Raw genomic sequence first — 22,276 nt, forward strand, 5'->3', positions numbered from 1 at the left:
GCGAGTAGCTAAAAGCACATTTTTTCCCCGACTTCACAAAATCGCGTTGCTCCCTTACCTAACTCATATTCAAAGATAACTGAGGAATCTAGTGCTGAAATTTCATTGTTATTTGATAAGGAGGAATTAGTAAATTTGATAAACCAGTTACCAGAACCACTGGGATTAACTGTACCATACGATGATGAAGAGTGGGATTTGTATGATGAGCCAGAAGACCAGGCGAGAATATTATTTGAACGATTTCAAAAATTATTAGATAATCCTCCTATAGAGCTAAATGTATCACTAGATAAAAGATATCGAACAGATGGGAAAAATAATCTAATAATCAAGAATTTGAATTTTATTAAATATGATTCAGTTCCTAATAAAGAAAATGGCAAATTTTTCTTTATGCGAATAAAGTATTCTAACAAGCAAAACAAATTTGTTCCTATTTTTAAATATGAAATCATTGATGATCCACAGAATGGCTACTATGAAGAAACATCAACTGTGGAAGACTATGAAAATTTTGAAGGAAATATTGAACAAACCATTGGTTATCAAGTCTTTAATATTTTCAGAAAACGTATCTATCGGTTTAAAGCTGAACGTCTAAATATTGGTGTTTGTAAATTTGAAAATGATAATCAACTAAAATCAGATGCTTCAAATCTAGCTGAAGTATTATTTATATTGTCGTTTAAAAAACCAGGGACTTTCTCGGAGTTTAATAAAAAAGTTTCAAGCATTTTAGATGAAATAAAGTATATTTCTGTAGTAATGGAAGATAATTCAGAAGTTGAAATTAAGGTTTGGATGACCGAAGAACTTCACAGAGATGATTTATCACTTCCTCTATCTTCATGTGGAAGTGGAGTTAGTCAAGTTTTAGCAATTGTATATATCCTAGTTTGTTCTGAAGAACCTAGAACATTAATCATTGATGAACCACAATCATTTTTACATCCAGGTGCAGCTAAAAAGCTGATAGAGACTATTAAACAATTTCCCCAACATCAATATTTTATTGCTACTCATTCACCAGATATTATCACAACGGCAGATCCTACTAATATTATCAAGCTGAAATATGAAAATTGTGAAACAACTGCATCAGTCATAGATGCAAAAGATATAAATCTACAAAATGAAATTTTAGATGAACTGGGAATTAGATTATTTGACGTTTTTGGTGCTGATAGTATTCTTTGGGTTGAAGGAGAAACGGAAGAAAAGTGCTATCCACTGATACTTGAGAAAATATTAGATAAGCAGTTGAGGGTTATTAAAATTCTTGCAGTTCAGCAGACTGGTGACTTTGAAGGGACAAAGGCTAATCTTGTATTTGATATTTATAAAAAATTGAGTGAAGGAAGCAACTTATTTTCTCCTGCAATTGGCTTCTTATTTGATTCTGAGGGTAAATCAGAAGAAGAGAAAAAAATCTGGCAAGAGAGAAGTAAAAAACCTGTTGAATTTTTGTCACGGCGAATGTATGAAAATTATCTACTTGATCCAGAAGCAATAGCAGCAGTCTTTAATGAAGAAAATCAAGCTCGACGAGAACCACTATCAATAGATATTACCAAAGTTGATGTTGAGGAATGGCTAGAGGAGAAAAAGCAAGAAGAAGGACTTTCAGAAGAAGAATGGTTATATAAAGTTCATGCGTCTAATATTCTTAAACAACTTTTCTCAAATTTTTCTCAAAGAAATATTAAGTTTAGAAAACCTAAACATCCCTACCAACTTACAAAATGGCTAGTTGAGAACAAACCTAATTTCTTGTCTGGACTTGCTAACGAAATTGCAAATATGCTTAATTATGAAGAGCGATCGCACCGACAACCATAAATATTGACTATCGCCCATATCCGCCTGAGATTGAAATCTCAGGCTAATAGCAAAAGTCGTCTGAAGACGACTAAGAAAATATTGAATTATTGAGTCCGTTTTAACGGACTTCCGCTATGAGACGGGGAATTGATTCCCAGGCGGATCTTCTCTTCTTCTCTTCTTCCCTTCTTCCTTCGCGCTCTTCTCTTCGAGACACTTCGTGAACGCGCCTTCGCGGTTCATTAAATCCATATTCAGAGTATTTCCCAGTTGTTAGACACAATACAACCCTTAACAATAGGAGAATAACAAATCACCAAACAACTACCTTATGAACTTCCGTGAAGAATTTAAACTCCTCCTCCGCGCCCGCTACCCGTTGATTTATATTCCCACCTACGAAGAAGAACGGGTAGAAGCCGCTATCCGTGAAGAAGCCACAAACCAAGGAAATCGCCCCGTTTATACCTGGGATTTTGTCGATGGTTATCAAGGAAACCCCAATGATGTCGGGTTTGGAAAACGCAACCCGTTACAAGCATTGGAATTTATCGAAAAATTACCAGCCTCCGCCCCTGCGGTATTGATTCTCCGGGATTATCACCGCTTTTTAGATGATGTGGCGATTTCTCGCAAACTCCGCAATTTAGCCAGACTGCTGAAATCTCAACCGAAAAATATTGTTTTATTATCGCCACGTATCGCTATTCCTGACGACTTAATGGAAGTGTTGACGGTGGTTGAATTTCCTTTACCAGCCGCAGCGGAAATTAAAGCCGAGGTAGAACGGTTATTACAAGCCACTGGTAACTCTCCATCTGGTAAATTTCTTGATGATTTGGTGCGTTCTTGTCAAGGTTTATCTATGGAACGGATACGCCGAGTTTTAGCTAGGGCTGTAGCATCCCACGGAGAATTACAACCAGAGGACGTTGATTTAGTTTTGGAGGAAAAGCGCCAAACTATCCGCCAAACCCAAATCCTGGACTTTTACCCAGCCACTGAGCAGATATCTGATATAGGAGGACTTGATAACCTTAAAGACTGGTTAATTCGTCGGGGTGGCGCATTTACAGAAAAAGCACGACAGTACGGATTACCGCACCCCCGTGGTTTAATGTTGGTGGGGATTCAAGGAACAGGTAAATCTTTAACAGCCAAAGCGATCGCACATAATTGGCATTTACCGCTGTTACGATTAGATGTAGGGCGTTTATTTGGCGGTTTAGTCGGTGAATCAGAATCCCGCACCCGACAAATGATTCAAGTCGCAGAAGCCCTCGCACCTTGTATTTTATGGATTGATGAAATTGACAAAGCCTTTTCTGGTTTAGGTAGTAAAGGTGACGCAGGCACAACTAGCCGGGTATTTGGCACATTTATCAGTTGGTTAGCCGAAAAAACCTCCCCTGTGTTTGTTGTCTGCACCGCTAATGATATCCAAGCCTTACCCCCGGAAATGCTGCGGAAAGGGCGATTTGATGAAATTTTCTTTGTCGGTTTACCCAGCCAAGAAGAGAGAAAAGCAATTTTTAACGTCCATTTATCCCGATTGCGCCCTCATAACTTGAAAGCCTATGACATTGATAGGTTAGCTTACGAAACTCCTGATTTTTCGGGCGCAGAGATTGAGCAAACCTTAATTGAAGCGATGCACATCGGATTTAGTCAAAATCGTGACTTTACCACCGATGATGTTTTAGAATCAGCCAGTCAAATCATCCCTTTGGCGCGAACTGCGGTAGAGCAGATTCAAAAATTGCAAGAATGGGCTGCTGCGGGGAGAGCGCGTCTAGCTTCCAAGCAGAATCCATTGAGTGATACTTTTGGTAAACTACGCTAATCAGATAATAATTTAGTCAATCATACTTAATCAATAGTTCATCCTTAATCATGAATTAATATGGACTATTGATTTAGTGGTTTTGAGGTTCTCACTATGATTGTTGGTGTATTTAAATATATACTTGGTTTTTTATTAGCGATCGCTGTCTTATTAGGTAGTGGACTGACAATAGCTCTCTATTTTGTCAATCGTACCGCCATACCGCCAGAAAGACCCAAATTTGCTAATGATAATCCCAAGCCGAAACCTGATAAACCAAAAGCAACTCAGGTAAAAGCTACTCCTACTTCCACCCCTACTCCCACAAAATCACCCAAGTCATTACCAGCAGGTGCTTACCAAGCTTTAGTAACTTGGCCTCAAGGCTTGAGTATGCGAGATCAACCCACTATAGATGCAAAGAGTATAGGTGGAGTTGCTGCTAATCAAAAAGTGATCATTTTAGAAACAAGCCAGGATAAAAACTGGCAAAAAATTCGTGTTGAAGGTAGTGATCAAGAAGGTTGGGTAAAAGCAGGTAACACTAAAAAAGTAGAATAGTAAAAAGGGCAATTTACTCACCATGCAAGGGTTGATTAATTGACATAATTAGATGCAACTACATAAGAGTTACTCACCCGTTGTTGTTGATATCTTGTCAGCATGATTGTCGCGTCATCAGCTGATAAAGGATGACTAAACAGATACCCTTGCATAACTTCACATTCAAGGATTCGCAATATATTCAATTGTTCTTGAGTTTCTACTCCTTCCGCAACTACTGATAAATTCAGTCTATGTGCTAAGGCAATTATGGCTGTTGCAATTGCTGTTTGATTATCACTATTGGCCAAATCACGCACAAAGGACTGATCAATTTTTAAAGAATGGACAGGAAAGTCCTTTAAGTAACTGAGAGAACTATATCCCGTACCAAAATCATCTATAGATATAAAGACTCCTATATTATCTAATTCCTTGATAATATTTTGAGTCAATTTTACATCTTGCATAGCAACAGTTTCCGTTATCTCTAATTCCAAATACTTGTGTTCTAATTTGGTTTCTGATAGTACCTGTTCAATCATGCTAATTAAGTTTGGTTGCTGAAACTGTCTAGCCGAGAGGTTGACAGCTATTGATAAATGTGATAAATTAAGATTCTCTTGCCAAGCTTTGTTTTGTAAACAAGCGGTTTTTAATACCCATTCAGAAATTGGTAAAATCAATCCATTTTCTTCAGCAATAGGAATAAAAGTTGCTGGGGGAATTAAGCCTAATTCCGGATGTTGCCAACGTAAGAGAGCTTCCATTTTAGTGATTTCACCAGTAGAGCTATTTACCTGCGGTTGGTAGAACAGTTTAAATTCTTCTCGCTCTAAAGCATGGTGTAAGCTATTTTCTAAAATGAATAATTCTGGTGCTTGGGAATTGATAGCTGCATTATATAACTTGTAGTTATTACGTCCCTGCAATTTTACACGAGATAAAGCTGCATCAGCATTTTTAATTAGGGTATTTGCATCTTCTCCATGTTGGGGATAGAGCGCAATTCCAATACTAGGACTAATATTTAAATGGTAATTTTCTATTTTAAATCCTTGTTTAAAAGCTGCAAAGATCCGCTTTTGGATGACTTCAATATCATTAATATCGCTGATTTTTTGTAACAAAATAATGAATTCATCACCACCCCAACGACCGATTATATCATCTGTACGCAGACATTGTTTTAATCGTTGAGCAACCAGTTGTAATAATTTATCACCAATTACGTTACCTAGACTATCATTAACTTTTTTGAAGCGATCTAAATTCAAAAGACACACTGCTATGTGATGATTGTGATTAACTTTTTCCAAAGCTGCAATGAGTAAATCATTAAATAATACTCTGTTCGGTAAATTAGTCAAAATATCATGTAAAGCTTGATAGTTGATTGTTGCTGATGCTAATTTTTCAGCAGTGATATCACGAAAACTCCAAACTCTCCCAATATTTTTTTCACCAATATATTGGAGTTGAGAATGATGATTAAATACTCTTCCATCCTTAAAAAAAAGGGTATCATAAATTTGTTGATCTGGATGACTATTTAATTCTTTGATTATTGTTAGATAATATCTAGGATTTTCTAGTTGTTTGAGTGCAAATTTCAATATTTGTCTATGATTGCCTGATTTAATTAATAATTCAGGAATGTGCCACATCCGCAGAAAATTTTGATTAAAGCTGACAATTTTATTTAGATTATCTAAAATTAAAATACCATCGGTTGTAGATTCTAGAATTACTTTTTGTAAAGCCAGTGATTTTTCTAATGCAATTTGTATATTTTGGTTTTCAAAAATTTCTCTTTGTAAATTTTCTGCCAAAGAGGATTCTTTTATATATTTATTGTGAGTCCGATATTTTTTTGCTTGTTGATGAATAAATTTGGAAACTAGAAAATTTGAAAGAAATAAAGCGACAAATTGAATTCCTATACAAATGATTACCCCAACCATCAAAATCATCATATTAGCCTTTGCTCTAGTAGAGTGCTTCTGATTTTATTATTTTTGTATTTTTGATGTTGCATAGTTAATCTCTTTTATTTATACCTTAGTATCGCCTGGTAGAAATAAATATCTAGTGAAAAAAGTTTAAAAAGCTGATCAGTCTTGCTTTCTTGCCTCCTGCCTGTTTACACTAGCACAAGTATTATTACTAATAGATAACTAAAATGTCAAGATAATTAGCAGAACATACTTATTTTTGATGCTGTAAATAAACAATATATATACAGCGGATTGCAGATCAATGAGGTACATCATCTAAATTCAAAGCTAGACACCAAGCCAGTTTTACTCCTGACTCCTGAATTCTGCGTATGCTATGTAAATATTAATTGCTTGGATATTAATTTTAGGGAAAACATTCAAGTCTTAAATTAATAAAGATATCTGTGATCCTTGCTGTGTTTTATTAACTTCAATGCGGGCTTGAAAGGCTTCTTTGAGGTGAGGCATATGTGTTACAGTGAGGATACAAGCGAAATCTGTAGCGATCGCATTAATCGAAGCAATCAAGCGATCGCATCCTTCTGTATCCTGAGTACCAAACCCTTCATCTATAATCAGTAATTGTAACGCTGCACCTGCTCGCTGCGCTAATAACTTTGCTAAAGCTAAACGAATTGCAAAATTGATTCTAAACGCTTCTCCTCCAGAATAAGTTTCATAAGCTCGCGTACCCCTCGCATCAGCAATTAAAATATCTAAAGTATCAATCAATTTAGCGTTTTTCTTACTTGATTTCCCACTTCTTCCTGCTTTCTGTGTCACAAACTGTACGTGTAATTGATTTGCACTTAACCGCGACAGTAATTGATTCGTCTCAGCTTCTAGTTGTGGCAACACATTTTCAATCATTAATGCTTGAATACCATTTTTACCAAAAGCTTGCGCTAATTCCTGATAAACACGCTGTTGCTGCTTGCAAGATTGCAATTGTTCTTGTTCTTGCTCATACTGAATTTGCAACGTTTCCAATTGATGTATTAACTGTTCCAAACGCCCCAAATTAGCTATTTTTTCATCAAGTTCTCGTCTGCGAATGGCTATTTGTTGCTCTAAAGCCTGAATTTGTCCACTAGGATTAGCTGTAGATTTCAATTGCTCCACAATACTATCAATTTGAATAGATAGATTTTGCTGATCTGCTAATCTAGTATTTTGAGAACTTGCCAAATCTTGCAATCTGGTTTGCAATTGAGGATACTGTTGCTGGGCAGACAAAAACTGTTGGTAACGCAACTGCCAAGATTGAGATTCACGCACAGCTTGACGGATATGATTATGCTGTTCAGAACTATAATTAAGTTCTGCAAGTTGCACAGTTAAAGCTTCTATTTGTTTAGCAATATCAGAATCTGTTTGTTCAGACTGAATTCTCTCTTTTAACTGCTCAATATTCGCTTGTAATTCTGGCTTTCTCGCTGCTAATTGAGTTTGCCGCTTAGTTGCTTCTTTAATTTGTCCTTGTTTAATTTCTGCCCATCGCCAACGCTCTACTTCATTTCTTGCTAATGCGTGGTCTTGTTCACTATAATTGAGTTGTTGCAGATATTCATCTAACTGTTGAAGTTCAGCTTGTTGATCAGGAGCATAATTACCTTGTAAAGAACGCTCTAAATGTTCTCTTTCTAAACCAAGTTGTCGTAACTGTTCTTGAATATCCGTTGTCGCTTGCAACTGTGCAGCTAATTGTCCCCGTTTTTCCCGTAAAGTATCATAAACCGCTAATTGTTGGGATATTTCCCGATATTCTTGCCTTAGTATCTGAATTTCTTTATCTGAAACCGCCATTTGTTCTCGCACAACCCAAAATTGTCCTTGGGTATCTTCATATTCAAGTTGGGTTTTTTGGATAACGCGACTCCAGTGATGTTCATCTAAAGGACGTTCGCACAAAGGACATAATGCATCTGGATTTTGGAGCATTTGCAATTTTTGCTCTAGTTCTGCCAGTACTTTCTCGTAGTCTTTCTGTGTAGTTCGTAACCGTTCAATAAAGTGCCGGCGTTCCTGTCCTTTTTCCTGTACCCGTTGCAAATAAACTCGTTTTTTCTCCAGTTCTTCAATTTGTACACCTACATCCATCACAGATTGCTGTAGTTGCGGTTGACGACGATTTTGGGTTTGAAGTTGGTTTTCGGTATTTTGGAGTTGTTCTAGCCGCGCTACTAAGCCGGCATGGGTGCGATCTAATTGACTTTGTAAAGTGGCTCTTTGTTGTAACAAAGGATTCACTTGCATTTGCAATTGATCTAAGTTAGTTAAATGATTGCGTGCGGTAGTTAATTGAGCTAAAGCTGTTTCTACTTCCGGGGATTTAGTGAGAGTTTGTTGAATTTCTCGCTCTTGTTGCTCTAAAGCTTCTAATTGAGCTTGAGCTTGTTGTAGTTGGCGTTCAAGAGTTTGAATTTGTTTATTTAGTTGTTGTTGCTGTTGTTGACGTAAACCTGTAGCTTGAGTATGTTGAGCAAATTTGGTAGCAAAAGCTTCTTCTTGAGATTGCAGACTTTGATATTCTGCGTAGCCAGATGTAATTTCCGATTCCTGATTGAGAGTAGTTTCTAAATCTGCTAACTGAGATTGTACCGTTAATTTTTCCTTATGCAAGCGATCGCAATCTTGGCTCAGATTTTGGTATTGTTGTCTCACAAAACTCAATTGCTGTTCCCAACTTTGACGTTGGTGTTGCACAACTTGCAAACTTTGTAATTGAATATTATCAAAAGCTTGCTGCTGTTGCAGTTTATCCAATTGAACTTCCAACTCGACTTTTTGCGCTTGTGTCGTCTCCCGTTGTTGGAGTTGAGTTTTAATATGTTCCAAAGAACGCTCTAACTCTTCCAGTCTGCCTTTATACTGTTTAGAAAAGTCCTTAGCTCGTTCTTCTAATTGATCATATTGATTGAGTTTTAATAACTCTGCTAAAATTTCCTTGCGTTCTGTGGGACGCTTGAGCATGAATTCATCTGCTCTACCTTGACGTAAGTAAGCCGAATTAATAAAAGTATCGTAATCCAGCTTGATATGTTGTAGAATCACATCCTGGGTTGCTCGTACCCCTTTACCAGTCAGAGGACGAAAACCAGCAGGAGTTTCAATTTGAAATTCGAGTATACTAGTTGCACCCCTAACGCGAGTCCGAATTACCCGATAAGTTTGTTGATTATTGTGAAAAGTAAAATCAACTCTGACTTCTTTTGCACCAGAATAAATTACATCATCTTCAACAGTGGCACGGCTTTCACCCCAAATTGCCCAAGTAATTGCTTCGAGAAGAGAAGATTTACCCGCACCATTAGAACCACAAATACAAGCCGTATGCAAACCGCCAAAATCTAAAGTTGCATCACGGTAACTAAGAAAATTTTTGAGGATAAGTTGTACTGGGATCATTCAGGCAATATCGCCATATCTAAAATTTTAATAATTAACAGTACAGATGCACTTCTTTGTTAGTTTAGCGATTCAAAGAGCAGGTTTCTAGTCTTGAAGACATCAATTTTACAAAAATTTACAATATCTTGACTTATTTTTTCACGATTTTATGGTTTGCAGAAAAATCCATCAAAAAAATGGTACGTTAGGTTAACGCGAATGAACCCAAAATTATCAAAGTTGTTGTTGGGTTTCCTTACGTCAGCCCAACCTACGTATACTGCAAACGGGTGAAATTTGGACTTATGTCATACTGAGCGTAACGTAGTGCAGCGTTCGCGTAGCGTGCCGTAGGCTCTAGTATCTCAGAGATTCTTCACTTCGTTCAGAATGACGCTTTTAACCCGTTTTTAGTATAAATGATGTTGGCGTGGAAATGTTATTCTGAGTAAGTAAGGTCTGTCACCAAGCATCAGTGCAAACATTACCAATCTGGGGAGAAACAGCAAAAATGACTCAGACGCTACAAAAAGAAGTCACATTAGACGAATTTATTTCCTGGTATCCAGAAAACACAGATCACCGTTATGAACTACATGATGGAGTAATTGTGGAAATGCCGAAACCCAAAGGTAAGCATTCAAAACTCGCAGGATTTATTTCTGGTGAGCTATTTGTGGAAATTAAGCGATCGCAATTACCCTTCTTTATACCTAGAGAATGTATCATCAAATCTAGAGACGGAAAATCTGGATATGAACCAGATGTGATAGTTTTAGATGAAGCGGCCATTGTCAACGAACCAAGATGGGAAGCAGAATCAATCATCACTCAAGGAAATTCAGTCAAGTTAATAATTGAAGTTGTCAGCACAAATTGGCGTGATGATTATTTTAAAAAACTGGGAGAATATGAAGAGTTAGGAATTCCCGAATATTGGATTTTTGATTATTTAGCTTTGGGTGGTAGAAATTTCATTGGTAATCCTAAACAACCGACTATTTCTGTTTATGAATTAGTAGAAGGAGAATATCAAGTTACTCAATTTCGAGGAAATGAACCTTTAAAATCGCCAACATTTCCAGAATTGAATTTAACTGTTGAGCAGATTTTTCAATTTTGATAACTATAATTATTTTTAAAGGTTAATGGAACCATCTGTTGTAGAGACGTTCCATGGAACGTCTCTACATTATTTTTCGGAGATATCTTTTCTAATTGCCCTTTGAACGAGGTATTAATAAGCCGATATATGTCCCGACCGCAAATTTCGTCAAATCCATAAATTGAGGACGGCTTTTTTCGTCGATAACTGCGAGAGTTAAAGAACCAATCACCATGATTAGGGTGACAGCAGCTAAAACATCTTCTCTAGAAGGAAATTTTATATTTAACATTGACCGATTCCTCAATCATTTCCTGGACTACATCTACTGTCTCAACAATGTCTGGGAGATTTCGCTCATACTTAGGCTGACATTGCCTAACATTTCCTTACTTACATCTTGCATCATTGTCAATTAGCCTCTTAATCTAATAGTCAAAGTCTACTCAAATGGACTAGAAGCCTTGAATAGTCGCCTTTAGACGACTTTTGTTATACTGCAAACGGTTGAAATCTGGACTTATGTCATACTGAGCGTAACGTAGTGCAGCGAAGTATCTCGGAGATTCTTCACTTCGTTCAGAATGACACTTTTAACCCGTTTTTAGTATATTAGCCTGAGAATTCATTCTCTGGCGGGTTAGGAGACACTGGTGCAAGATATCAGATTACATATCTATAATCGTTAGTTTTTAGTTAGACTAGCTTTCAAGAAATTGTGTAATTAGCTAATGCAACTGTTACCGCGTGAATTTTTAACCAAGATTGCTCGTAAATATGACCTTTCTCCAGAACAGGAGGAAGCTTTTGTAGAACGGTTTAGCAGGAATAACGAAGACGAACTACAAATTGCAGAGACGCTTCATATCTCTAGCAATGCTTTTCGTACTCGTCTAACTGGGGTTTATCAGAAGTTCAGCATTAGCGGTAAAGGTCCAGGTAAATTTCGCAAATTGCATGATTTTCTTTCGCAGGAATATCAAAAAACGAATCCTTCTCAAAGTCCTGATATTTCTCTGCAAGAAAACGATATAGATACCCTCGTCCAAGAAGTACGCACCAAGATAAAACCCCTCATTCAAGAACGCTGCGGTACAATGCGGGTGCTAGATATGACACAGCCAATTGGCTTGAATGACATCTACACCAGCGTTAACATTTTAGAAACAATCACAGGAAGACAACGACTAAAAATTGAAGACTTATTCCAGCAATGTACTGAAGAAGATTTTGACCGCTTTGGAATGGGAAAAATTAGTATCAAGAGAGTACCTGGACTAGATGCTGTGCAGAAATATCCTAAATTGATGATTTTGGGAAAGCCAGGTGCAGGTAAAACTACATTTTTGAAATATTTAGCAATTCAATGTATTGAGGGTGTATTTCATTCTCATCTCATACCGATTTTTATCACACTCAAAAACTTTGCCGAAGCTGATAATAAACCGAGCTTACTAGAATTTATCAGCACAGAATGGTTAAGTCGATATTTTAGTTCTCAGGATGTAGAAAAATTATTAACTCAAGGGAGAATGCTGATTCTCCTGGATGGTTTAGATGAAGTTAGAGAAGAAGATGGCGAACGTATTTTAAAAGAAATAAGTAATTTTTCCAGAAATTTTCAGCGAAATCAATTTGTGATGACTTGCCGCATTGCTGCGAAAGAATACACATTTGAGAAATTCACAGAGGTAGAAGTTGCTGATTTTGATAATGAACAAATTGCTACTTTCGCAACCAACTGGTTTAAAAATAAGCCTGTCAAATCAGAGAATTTTATTAAACACATTAAAGAGAATAAACCTATTCAAGAACTTGCTTCAAGCCCTTTACTACTTACCTTACTATGTTTAGCATTTGAAGAATCTGGAGATTTTCCCGCAAATCGTTCTGAGTTATACAAAGAAGGACTAGATGCACTGCTAAAAAAATGGGATGCAAAACGGGGTATTCAACGTGAACAGATTTACAAAAAACTATCAGTGCAACGCAAGGAAGATTTACTCAGTACAATTGCGTTGACTACCTTTGAGCAGAGTGACTATTTCTTTAAACAGAAAGCAGCAGAACAATACATCATAGAATATATTAGAAATTTACCAGATGCCAATAATGACCCAGAAGCATTGCAATTGGATAGTGAAAAAATTCTCAAATCAATTGAAGCTCAACATGGATTATTAGTAGAAAGAGCAAAAGGTATTTACTCTTTTTCCCATTTGACATTTCATGAGTATTTCACAGCTAGAGAATTTGTATTAGTCCAACAATCATCAGATGATGCTTTGCAAAGTCTGGTTAGTCATTTTATTGAAAAACGCTGGAGGGAAGTTTGTTTATTAGCGGTAGGAATGTCACCTAATGCTGATCGTTTATTGCTATTAATAAAGGATAAAATTGATGTATTAGTTAGTAAAGATGAGAAGTTACAGCAGCTTTTACAATGGGTAAAAAATAAATCTCTTTCAGTTCAGGTTTCTTACAAACCAGTAGCAGTTAGAGCTTTTTATTTTGGTCTCTCTGGATACCTCTCCGCAAACCGCTTTATAGATGACTTCCATTTCTCTGGCTACCCTGATGACTTTGACCTCGACCTCTCCCTAAACTTAGACCTTGCTCTAAACCTCTTCCATAGCCTCCACTTCAACCTCTCCAGATCCCTCTCTTCCAATCTAGATATAGACATAGCCCTCTCCGAATATCTCTTCATCTCTGGTTACCTATACTCCTGCCGATACCTCTCCATCAACCTCCTATTCAATATCTACCGATCCCTATCTATCGACCTCCCCCTCATCGACCTCTCCCTCGACCCAAAACTCAATGATTCTCTACAAAAATTGAAAGTCCAAATACCAGACAGAGACAAAGATGAAGAAGCTTATATAAATTGGTGGCAAACTAATGGTAAAAATTGGATTGAAGAATTAAGAAATGTCATGATTAAATATCGTAATATTGGACATAATTGGCAGTTCAGTGAAAAACAAGAAGAATTACTTCAACAATGTCATTATGCTAATCAACTATTAGTAGATTGCCTAAATAGTGATTGTTATGTCAGCCGTGATGTGCGCCAGTATATAGAAGACACTTTACTATTACCAATTGCAGAAATAAAACCCTATACAAGATAAACTAACCGCAGAGACGCAGAGGACGCAGAGACAGAAAAGAAAAGATCAAAAAATTCGGTGCAGCCTCTCAAAGAATCTGAATCTTGGCGATTCCTCCTCTTGGCTGACTGCTGTTCGCTGATAGCTGAATGCTTACCAAAAAACTAAGGTTGTGAAATACCCAGCACTCGCCATTTTTCCCGACTTAGAAAGAAACCAATATTATTAGTATTAGTACAAGTGAGTCCGGTTCTTTGGGAAATGCACTTAAAACCACCATTATTCCAAGTTTGACCGTAAGCAAGAACAGATTTATTAGGGTCAGCAATAGTATCACTAATGCAGAGAATTTCTGGTTTACTTGTTGCAGGTAATAAAAAACCACGTCCCCAGTCAAATTCACAATATCCAGGGTAAGGTTGAGGAGGTTTAGGTTTTAGAGAACTAGTAATTTCACAGCGTAAACTGTTGGTATTAGTATCTTCACCTTCCATTAGCTCACAGAAAATATTACCACTAGGGGTCTTAAATCCTTTTGGTGCAGCAAAACTTACCTGTGGTAATGATAAACTCATTACTGAAGTCGTAGCTACCAGAAAAAATATTGTCTTGATCTGTTTATACATAATTTCACTTCAATGAAATGCTGTGGATATGGTTTGCAACTTACGACGATGATCTGAGGTGGTGACAAGGATCATGCAGTAACTAAGGATTCATCTTCTTCCCAGGTAAACAAAGGTTCAAGTTCACCTGATTCATAAAAAGTGATTGCAGCTATTAAGCATTGGGGTAAATTAACACAAATTTTCGCAGGATAATTTCCTGTTTGTCCACCCACAGTTAATTTTTGAATATCGTTATTTGTATTTATTAATGCTTGATAAAAAATAGATAAATTGATTTTTTGAGCAGAAGTATGTGATTTAGATATATCAACCGGATGCAAGAGAGAATAAAAAATCTCGTTATCTAAAGTAGTCGTCACAACATATTTACCTGCATTACCTCCACCAATCATCATATAACTTTCATCATCAGCTTCTAAACTAACTAATGTTTTAGTACTACCATCTAATTCACAAATAGCTGTTTTGATTTGTTGCCAACTGGGATTTTTAATGCAATTTTCTTCATTCCTGTTTCCTGTCCAGTTGTCTGTATATAATTTGGTTACAAACATTATTTCCTCCTTGTTTTTGGGGGTGTAATTTGGATTGTTTTACTACTACTGGGAGTAATAATTTCTAATTCTTCTATACTTAATTGATAAGCCATAGAGTTTACACCACCTCTTAAACTGCAAGCATCACAAAGGTCTCTATCTACAACCAAACGAGCTTTTTTACCTGTAAGACCTGCATCTTTTACTTGCTGAAAAGCATCAGCTTCTGCATGAGTTTTACTTATAGGGTTAACTTTGAAAGTAATTTGCCGAGAATAAGGATTGCTACCAGAATTTATGCCAAAAAAACTTTGACCATCTATTTCTAGTTTAGCAATTGTTGATTTATCTGTCTCACTACCAGCAGGAGGTAAACCAAGTCGCTGCCTATATTCAGCCAAGTTATCAAAAATGCTGTCCGTTTTTCCTCTCTTTGATTTGATGTCTCTAGCGTAGCGTAAGGTATATTTGAGGCTTTAAATTATTCAATTTTGAGCCACCAGTCCAAACCCGCTTGCGCGGGCTACACAACCTATTTTAAATCTGTCGGTGGCCTGTCATTACTCCAAGCCCACCAAACATGACCACAATGACAATGGTAGAATTCTTGCCACTTGCGACGATGATCTGCGGTGCTGACAGGCGATCGCCTATTTAGCCAAACTTCTACCGCTTCTCGACTACTGGAGTGACATTTGGGACAGCAAAATTCATAAGCGTGAATAGCCTGATTTGTCCATTCTGGTGGAGTGGGAGCAAAAGCATCCATATAATTAAAATCTTTGCAGTGAAGTCTTAGTAGTAATTTAATATACAAATATTATTATGCCTAATAATGGACACGATGGAGCCAAATATTGAAATTCGCCGTTTGTTAGATGTGATGCCGGCTTCTGGACGCATGATGACCAAAATCGTCAGTAAACCAGAACAAAAAAAGGTCATAGATGCGGCTTTTCCTTTACCCTGGAATCGAGAACGCCCGATATATATTAATTTCGATTTGTGGCGACGTTTAACTAAGCCACAACGAGATTTGCTACTCCTACATCAAGTTAGCTGGTTAACTGGGGTGAAGTGGATAAAACCAGATATTTATCAAGGTGTGGTTTTAGCAGGGTTATTAGGTGGAGTGGTGGAAGCGGCTCAATCTGACGTGGTTGGTGTCGTTATCGCTGGGGGATTAAGTGCTTTAGCTGGGGTGCGGATATGGCGCATGAATCAATCACAAAAGTCAGAAATCATCGCCGATATAACCGCCCTTCGCATTGCCCAAAGACGCAATTATTCAGAAACAGAAGCCGCACAGCATTTGTTGTCCGCCATCGAGACTGTAGCCAAGATAGAAGGGCGTTCTGGTTTAGACTTTAACGAGTTAATTCGTTGTCAGAACTTGAGAGCTATTTCAGGTTTTTCACCCGCAGGTATTCCAGAAAATTATCAATAGATTTGAATTGGAGTAAAACGAAATTGACATTAGCACTGGGCATGATAGAAGTATACGGAGTTCCCACAGCAGTGGAAGCAGCAGACGCAATGTGTAAAGCTGCCCGTATCACTTTTGTTGGTTATGAAAACACCGATTTAGGAAGAATTACGATTTTAATTCGCGGTGATATCGGTGAAGTGAATATGGCAGTAAATCAGGGATTAGAATCTGTTTTAAAAGTTAATGGTGGTGAAATTCTTTCCCATCATATTATTCCTCGTCCTCATGAAAATTTAGAATATGTTTTACCAATTCATCAAAGTGCAAATATTGCCATATTTAATGCCGATATTTGCTTTCCTCCTCCACTGAGTAGTTAGGATTTATACCAAATTAATATGAAGCTGCATGGAATAAAATATCAAGAATAATTGAACGCAGATAGACGCAGATCAACACAGATAAAAATGGATTAATCAAAGGATTTTAGGATTATGATTATGGGCAGCCTCACATAAAATTGGTATTACTATAATTAGATACTTTATTTTTAAATAGTAACTGATGTAAGGGTTTAGTAATACTAAACCCCTACCGTGACTTTAGCTTTTAACGGCTGCTAACCAAACCTGTAAATCATTTAAACTAGTAAAATCTAACAATGCTTCACTCAAATTTTCCATTACAGGTAAAGGTAAAACAGAAATAGAACCACGCATTTCTGCTGGTAACTCTCCAAACCGTTTTGTTAACAGTCGAATAACCAGATTTAAAGTTGCTTCTTCCCGTCCTTCTTCTCGTCTTTCTTGTTTAATTTCTCTGTAAGCGCGACTTTTTTCTAGTGAAATTCCTAGCATTACTTCAACCTCCCTTAAAGTAAGTTGTTCAAATTTGTACATCATTATGGTCGTGATCATCTCTATTATGACCTGACTTGATAAAGATGACATTTCTTGATTAGTTTTTGTTAACAAATACCTGGCTGCCTCCGGTGCTTGACTTTCCTCTAAAGTGGTCAGTACCATTAATGCTACCCATACAGGTAATTGGTGAATATCTCCCAACTCATCTAAGTATATTCTATGCACTTGGTCGCTATTTAGCAATGCCCGATGAGGATAAATATCACTTTGTTCTATGTTACGAGATGGATAAATTACTACTGCTTGCCAATCACTAAATCTAGTGCGGTTACGGTAGAAATACAAATGAGATTCGGCAAATACTCTTTCGTAAAGTTGTTCATCTTTTTGAAACTGAACCTCACAAAAATATACTATTCCCGGACTATCATTTTCTGGTAGCAAAAATACCCCATCAATTTCAAATTTAGGTTCTTTCACCGCCACAGAATCAAATCTATAATTATCTGCATTTTTTAGTGGTTGTGCTAATAATTGAAATAACACAGATGGATATTGTTGGAATAGTTTATAAAAAATAGAATCTCTACGCATGACGTACCCGATATATTCAATGTTTTAATAAATTAGGACTTATGCAAAATCTCTCTCAAACCCTCATTTCTCTGTGTTCTCTATGTCTCTGTGGTAGCCTTCGGCAGACCTTCGGTCTACGTTTATTCCGTAACTCGTGCGTAAGTCCTATAAATGTTGATCTTCTTGAATAAGATACCACACATACGTATAATATTTCAAAACCAAGAATTACAACTTATGAATTCCCAATTTTCTCGCATGAATGCGATCCAATCGCCAATTATTCCCGTTGTTGGGGAACTCATTAAAAACTCTCCTGGTACAATTTCTTTGGGACAAGGTGTGGTTCACTATAGCCCACCACTGGAAGCGATAGAACTCTTACCAAAATTCCTCTCTGAATCAACAAATCATCTTTATAAAGCAGTTGTAGGTATTCCCGAATTAATAACGGTATTAACAGCAAAATTATCAAATTTTAATAACATTGATATTAATGGAGAAAATTGTATTGTTGTCACAGCCGGCAGCAATATGGGTTTTATAAATGCTATTTTAGCAATTACTTCACCAGGTGATGAAATCATATTAAATACACCCTACTATTTCAATCATGAAATGGCAATAAAAATGGCAGGGTGTGATCCGATATTAGTAGAAACAGATGAAAATTATCAATTAGTTCCTGAAGCTATAGCTAAAGCAATTACACCAAAAACCCGCGCTGTTGTCACAATTTCGCCTAATAATCCCACAGGGGTAGTTTATCCAGAAACTGCATTAAAACAGGTTAATCAAATTTGTCGGGAACGAGGTATTTACCACATTAGTGATGAAGCTTATGAATATTTTACCTATGATGGAGTAAAACATATTTCTCCTGGTGCATTTTTGGGAAGCAGTGAACATACTATTTCGCTTTATAGTCTTTCTAAAGCTTACGGTTTTGCTAGTTGGCGTATTGGCTATATGGTGATTCCTCAACACTTGCTAAATGCCGTCAAAAAAGTGCAAGATACGATTTTGATTTGTCCCCCTGTGGTTTCTCAATATGCTGCTGTTGGGGCGTTACAGGCAAAAGATGACTACTTAAGAGATCATATCAGAGCGATCGCACAAACTCGAACAATAGTTCTTGATGCACTCAAGCAACTCCAAAGTGTATGTACTATCACACCCGCAAATGGTGCTTTCTACTTTTTCTTAAAAGTGCATACCCAAATAGATGCTTTTGAATTAGTTAAAATATTGATTCAAGAACATCAAGTAGCAGTTATACCCGGTACAACATTTGGCATGAAAGACGGTTGTTATTTACGTGTTGCTTATGGTGCATTGCAACAAGAAACAGCAAAATTAGGGATAGAAAGATTAGTTAAAGGCATAAAATCAATTATATCTTGAATGAGCAGCTTTATTCAGTAACCAAATTTGAATAAGTCTTGTTAACTAGAGTTATTAATTTTTAATTGCCCAGTTGCTTGCGTGCTGCTGCTAAAATTAACCGTTGTTCGGCACGTGCGATCGCATTATATGTCCTTTCTACCGCTTCCGGTTCCACTGAAATAGAAGTAATACCCCATTCTACCAACTTATCAATAATCTCTGGATACAGTGCTGGTGCTTGTCCGCAGATTGAACAAGGAATCCCCCCAGCTTTAGCTGCTTTAATTATTTGAGCGATCGCACCCATAACCGCAGGATGACGCTCATCAAATATGTTTGCTAGTTCTCCTTGCTCTCTATCCACCCCTAAAATCAATTGGGTGAGGTCATTTGTGCCAATAGAAATACCTGCCACACCTGCTTTAATATATTCTGGCAATAAAAACAGCACACTCGGTACTTCTGCCATTATCCATAATTGAAAATAGGAATTCTGCGTTAACCCAGCTTGCTCAACTTTATGCTGACAAAATACAAATTCTTCCACAGTCCGCACAAAAGGCAACATTAAATTTATATTACTATAACCGCTTTTTTGTACAGCCTTCAAAGCCTTTAATTCTAATTCAAAAATTGTGGGATTGCGTACATAGCTTAAAGTCCCATGTTCACCAAGCATTGATTGTGATGAAGATTGTTTATTATCACTTAAAGAAGGTAAATCTTGGGTTCTCCAATCTAAAGAACGATATAAAACCGGACGTGGTGCAAAAGCCCGTGCAAATTTTCTAATCTGCTCAGATAAAGTTTCTAATAATTCTGTTTGTCTGCCACCTAAAAGCCAAGCATGAGGATTTTGTCCCTCCAATATATTTAACATCATCAATTCTGAACGTAACAATCCCACACCATCTACAGGTAAACTTTGTACTTTTTCAATCAGGCTAGGTTGACTGAAATTAACTAATAGTTGGGTAGCAATCATGGGTAAGTGTTTAGCATTGCTAAAACCGTACTGAGACTGTTCTGACTTATCATCCTCTGGCACGGTGGTGTTTTTGTGTGATGAGATTTTTTCAACATCTCCCCATTTCTCCACCTCACCATCAAAAACTTTATCACCCTCTCCTCTGCTACGATAAACTTCTCCTCTCTCACCATCGAGCAATATTAGTTCACCAGTTTGAATTAGGTTAGTAGCATTTGTGGCGTTGACTATAGCCGGAATACCCAATTCTCTAGACAAAATCGCCCCATGACTTGTTAATCCGCCTCTTTCTGTAATAATTCCCACCACTTCATGTAATAAAGGCAACCAATCAGGAGTGATAGCTGGTGCAATTACAATCACTCCCTTGGGGATTTGCTCTGGTTTGGGTTGGGAACTCACAATCACATAAGCACTAGCCTTCACACGTCCCCTAGCAGCCCCTATGCCTTTGAGGAAGTGTAAGCTAGGAATTACCGATGGAGGGGTGCTAACTTGAGTGATGTAGAGTTTGGGGTCTGAAGTTGCTTCGGTAATTGTCCACTTCATAGTTAACTTTGCACCTAGTTCACTCACTAGTTGATTACCTAAAATAATTATTTGTTGTAAGTGATTTTCTGATAAAGCATACTGTTTTTGTTGATACTCACTTAGTAGGGAGACAAGTAAACAATTGTTATCTGTAATTGATAGGGATGCCCCTGTCGCTACAGATGTCGGATCATGAACACGATAAGCGAGAATTTTATTTCCTAATTGTTGTTCTTTGACAACTCCTGTTTTTTCATGGATATAGTGAACATCTGGTAATACTTCACCATTGGTAATTGCTACTCCTAATCCACAAGTAGCCTCAATTTCTGAGCTTAAGGCGTTAGCGTTGAATAAACCGGAAGCGATCGCATTTTCAACTGGTTGCACTAACACCGCCAAATTAATTTTTTGTAAATTAATACCTACACTCTGCCAATATAGTAGACTTCTAGCACGGAACAACTGGCTCCACACTGACTTTAATCCTTGAGCGATCGCTTCTTCACCACACAGACAAAACACCGACTCCAGCAAGCCAGAAATATTTCCCACCGCCTGAGTAACAGATGATACCGCTAATGTTGGACGCAAAATTAAACATTTCTTCTCCCACATTCTCGCAGCCTCAAAAATCGTACTCACCCAATGCTGTGGAACATGAGCCGAAATAATTTCCTCACGCAAGCGGCCAGCCACCTGTTGAAGTTGTTGCCAATTAGCTACATCCAAATGCAAAGAAGAATAGGGCAAATCAGCAACTAAAGACTCTGAACTATTGAGAGTTTCTAAAAATTGCCGACAAACATCTGCCGAAACAACAAAACCAGGCATTACTGGATAGCCCCGCTGCATAATTCTGCTCAAATAAAACGCTTTATCACCAACTTTGGCGCGTTCTTGTAACTTAATTTGGTCAAGCCAGTAGAGTTGTTCCACTCAATTATTTAGGTGTCAGTTGTGGAGTTGCAATTATTATCCATAATTTAGAAATTATTCTTGAATAATCATAATACTACATTTTGAATTGCCGAATATGGGTTACTACATTGCCAGCGATGATTGGCTAAATATTTGCTTTCGACTATGTTTTTCATTGCTAATGGGTGGAATGATCGGCTTGGAACGTCAACTAAGAGACAAACCAGCCGGTTTACGAACTCATATGTTAGTAACTTTGGGTTCAGCCATATTTACTATCATTGCTATCCAAATAGGTGGAAAGAGAATAAGTCCCGATGCTCTCAGTCGTGTTATTCAAGGTATTGCTGCTGGAGTGGGTTTTCTCGGTACAGGAGAAATTTTGCGTTCATCTTCTCAACAACCTAAATCAGCAGAAATTCATGGACTTACTTCTGCGGCAGCTATCTGGGTTGCGGCTGCTTTGGGCATTGCTTCTGGATGTGGTTTATGGCAGCTAGGATTAATTGGTGCTGTGTTGACGGTTATCGTTCTCAAGCTTGTTAAAGAAGTAGAAAAATCCTGACGGGATGACAAAAATGGTTAAAATGCAGACAGAATAAGCCTCATAGCTC

18 protein-coding genes are annotated in these 22,276 nt (G+C 37.4%); 9 read left to right on the plus strand and 9 right to left on the minus strand.

Annotation, left to right across the window (positions count from 1 at the left end; genetic code table 11):
- The first annotated feature begins 105 nt into the window (after positions 1–105).
- The 3 genes from VB713_RS26000 to VB713_RS26010 all read left to right on the plus strand — a co-directional run bounded on the left by VB713_RS26000 (position 106) and on the right by VB713_RS26010 (position 4,210).
- A complete protein-coding gene (locus VB713_RS26000) occupies positions 106–1,842 on the plus strand; it encodes an AAA family ATPase (protein ID WP_323314385.1) in 1,737 nt (578 codons plus the stop codon).
- A 313-nt stretch (positions 1,843–2,155) separates the two neighbouring features.
- Positions 2,156–3,667, plus strand: coding sequence for an AAA family ATPase (locus tag VB713_RS26005; protein WP_323314386.1), 1,512 nt, complete (start codon positions 2,156–2,158; stop codon positions 3,665–3,667).
- Between the two features lie 96 nt (positions 3,668–3,763).
- Positions 3,764–4,210 (plus strand): SH3 domain-containing protein, encoded by a 447-nt coding sequence (locus VB713_RS26010; protein WP_323314387.1) that lies wholly within the window; start codon positions 3,764–3,766, stop codon positions 4,208–4,210.
- Between the two features lie 35 nt (positions 4,211–4,245).
- On the opposite strand, the gene VB713_RS26015 is transcribed toward VB713_RS26010, so the two are convergent.
- Positions 4,246–6,168: an EAL domain-containing protein gene (locus VB713_RS26015; RefSeq protein WP_323314388.1), complete on the minus strand. Its 1,923-nt coding sequence runs from the start codon at positions 6,166–6,168 to the stop codon at positions 4,246–4,248.
- A 408-nt stretch (positions 6,169–6,576) separates the two neighbouring features.
- Entirely contained in the window at positions 6,577–9,600 is a 3,024-nt protein-coding gene (locus tag VB713_RS26020) for an SMC family ATPase (protein WP_323314389.1), read from the minus strand.
- A 493-nt stretch (positions 9,601–10,093) separates the two neighbouring features.
- Between VB713_RS26020 and VB713_RS26025 the strand changes: the two genes are divergently transcribed.
- Entirely contained in the window at positions 10,094–10,705 is a 612-nt protein-coding gene (locus VB713_RS26025) for a Uma2 family endonuclease (RefSeq protein ID WP_323314390.1), read from the plus strand.
- 91 nt (positions 10,706–10,796) lie between these two features.
- Here VB713_RS26025 and VB713_RS26030 read toward each other — a convergent pair whose 3' ends face one another.
- Positions 10,797–10,979 carry a hypothetical protein gene (locus VB713_RS26030; protein ID WP_323314391.1) on the minus strand — a complete coding sequence of 61 codons (183 nt, stop codon included), beginning with the start codon at positions 10,977–10,979 and terminating at the stop codon, positions 10,797–10,799.
- Between the two features lie 439 nt (positions 10,980–11,418).
- Here VB713_RS26030 and VB713_RS26035 point away from each other — a divergent pair, with 439 nt between their 5' ends.
- The gene (locus tag VB713_RS26035; RefSeq protein WP_323314392.1) at positions 11,419–13,824 is read left to right on the plus strand and encodes an NACHT domain-containing NTPase; all 2,406 of its coding nucleotides are present in this window, start codon (positions 11,419–11,421) and stop codon (positions 13,822–13,824) included.
- A 143-nt stretch (positions 13,825–13,967) separates the two neighbouring features.
- Here the strand turns inward: VB713_RS26035 and VB713_RS26040 are convergent, their stop codons facing one another.
- The 4 genes from VB713_RS26040 to VB713_RS26055 all read right to left on the minus strand — a co-directional run bounded on the left by VB713_RS26040 (position 13,968) and on the right by VB713_RS26055 (position 15,737).
- The gene (locus VB713_RS26040; RefSeq protein WP_323314393.1) at positions 13,968–14,429 is read right to left on the minus strand and encodes a DUF6636 domain-containing protein; all 462 of its coding nucleotides are present in this window, start codon (positions 14,427–14,429) and stop codon (positions 13,968–13,970) included.
- A gap of 71 nt (positions 14,430–14,500) precedes the next feature.
- Positions 14,501–14,986, minus strand: coding sequence for a hypothetical protein (locus VB713_RS26045; RefSeq protein ID WP_323314394.1), 486 nt, complete (start codon positions 14,984–14,986; stop codon positions 14,501–14,503).
- On the minus strand, positions 14,986–15,369 hold the full coding sequence (locus tag VB713_RS26050; protein WP_323314395.1) for a deaminase: 384 nt from the start codon (positions 15,367–15,369) through the stop codon (positions 14,986–14,988). Before VB713_RS26050 ends, VB713_RS26045 begins: the two co-directional genes overlap by 1 nt.
- Before the next feature lie 131 nt (positions 15,370–15,500).
- The gene (locus VB713_RS26055) at positions 15,501–15,737 is read right to left on the minus strand and encodes a hypothetical protein (RefSeq protein WP_323314396.1); all 237 of its coding nucleotides are present in this window, start codon (positions 15,735–15,737) and stop codon (positions 15,501–15,503) included.
- Positions 15,738–15,812: 75 nt separating this feature from the next.
- On the opposite strand from VB713_RS26055, the gene VB713_RS26060 reads away from it, so the two are divergent.
- Together VB713_RS26060 and VB713_RS26065 are read left to right on the plus strand one after the other, a co-directional pair.
- Entirely contained in the window at positions 15,813–16,415 is a 603-nt protein-coding gene (locus VB713_RS26060) for a DUF3318 domain-containing protein (RefSeq protein WP_323314397.1), read from the plus strand.
- 23 nt (positions 16,416–16,438) lie between these two features.
- Positions 16,439–16,777, plus strand: a complete 339-nt coding sequence (locus VB713_RS26065) for a carbon dioxide-concentrating mechanism protein CcmK (RefSeq protein ID WP_323314398.1) — start codon at positions 16,439–16,441, stop codon at positions 16,775–16,777.
- Positions 16,778–16,999: 222 nt separating this feature from the next.
- On the opposite strand, the gene VB713_RS26070 is transcribed toward VB713_RS26065, so the two are convergent.
- Positions 17,000–17,854, minus strand: coding sequence for an Rpn family recombination-promoting nuclease/putative transposase (locus VB713_RS26070; protein ID WP_323314399.1), 855 nt, complete (start codon positions 17,852–17,854; stop codon positions 17,000–17,002).
- 219 nt (positions 17,855–18,073) lie between these two features.
- On the opposite strand from VB713_RS26070, the gene VB713_RS26075 reads away from it, so the two are divergent.
- Positions 18,074–19,240 (plus strand): pyridoxal phosphate-dependent aminotransferase, encoded by a 1,167-nt coding sequence (locus VB713_RS26075; protein WP_323314400.1) that lies wholly within the window; start codon positions 18,074–18,076, stop codon positions 19,238–19,240.
- Positions 19,241–19,301: 61 nt separating this feature from the next.
- On the opposite strand, the gene VB713_RS26080 is transcribed toward VB713_RS26075, so the two are convergent.
- A complete protein-coding gene (locus VB713_RS26080) occupies positions 19,302–21,680 on the minus strand; it encodes a putative PEP-binding protein (protein ID WP_323314401.1) in 2,379 nt (792 codons plus the stop codon).
- Positions 21,681–21,777: 97 nt separating this feature from the next.
- Between VB713_RS26080 and VB713_RS26085 the strand changes: the two genes are divergently transcribed.
- Positions 21,778–22,227 (plus strand): MgtC/SapB family protein, encoded by a 450-nt coding sequence (locus tag VB713_RS26085; RefSeq protein ID WP_323314402.1) that lies wholly within the window; start codon positions 21,778–21,780, stop codon positions 22,225–22,227.
- The last annotated feature ends 49 nt before the right edge of the window (positions 22,228–22,276 follow it).

It is taken from the genome of Anabaena cylindrica UHCC 0172 (assembly GCF_034931625.1).
Lineage (GTDB): Bacteria > Cyanobacteriota > Cyanobacteriia > Cyanobacteriales > Nostocaceae > Anabaena > Anabaena cylindrica_A.

Coding starts and splice junctions, on each gene's coding strand:
- VB713_RS26045 (WP_323314394.1), bottom strand. CDS start 14,986: ATGTTTGTAACCAAATTATATACAGACAACTGGACAGGAAACAGGAAT.
- VB713_RS26040 (WP_323314393.1), bottom strand. CDS start 14,429: ATGTATAAACAGATCAAGACAATATTTTTTCTGGTAGCTACGACTTCA.
- VB713_RS26005 (WP_323314386.1), top strand. CDS start 2,156: ATGAACTTCCGTGAAGAATTTAAACTCCTCCTCCGCGCCCGCTACCCG.
- VB713_RS26075 (WP_323314400.1), top strand. CDS start 18,074: ATGAATTCCCAATTTTCTCGCATGAATGCGATCCAATCGCCAATTATT.
- VB713_RS26030 (WP_323314391.1), bottom strand. CDS start 10,979: ATGTTAAATATAAAATTTCCTTCTAGAGAAGATGTTTTAGCTGCTGTC.
- VB713_RS26035 (WP_323314392.1), top strand. CDS start 11,419: ATGCAACTGTTACCGCGTGAATTTTTAACCAAGATTGCTCGTAAATAT.
- VB713_RS26055 (WP_323314396.1), bottom strand. CDS start 15,737: ATGGATGCTTTTGCTCCCACTCCACCAGAATGGACAAATCAGGCTATT.
- VB713_RS26020 (WP_323314389.1), bottom strand. CDS start 9,600: ATGATCCCAGTACAACTTATCCTCAAAAATTTTCTTAGTTACCGTGAT.
- VB713_RS26015 (WP_323314388.1), bottom strand. CDS start 6,168: ATGATGATTTTGATGGTTGGGGTAATCATTTGTATAGGAATTCAATTT.
- VB713_RS26085 (WP_323314402.1), top strand. CDS start 21,778: ATGGGTTACTACATTGCCAGCGATGATTGGCTAAATATTTGCTTTCGA.
- VB713_RS26060 (WP_323314397.1), top strand. CDS start 15,813: ATGGAGCCAAATATTGAAATTCGCCGTTTGTTAGATGTGATGCCGGCT.
- VB713_RS26010 (WP_323314387.1), top strand. CDS start 3,764: ATGATTGTTGGTGTATTTAAATATATACTTGGTTTTTTATTAGCGATC.
- VB713_RS26025 (WP_323314390.1), top strand. CDS start 10,094: ATGACTCAGACGCTACAAAAAGAAGTCACATTAGACGAATTTATTTCC.
- VB713_RS26070 (WP_323314399.1), bottom strand. CDS start 17,854: ATGCGTAGAGATTCTATTTTTTATAAACTATTCCAACAATATCCATCT.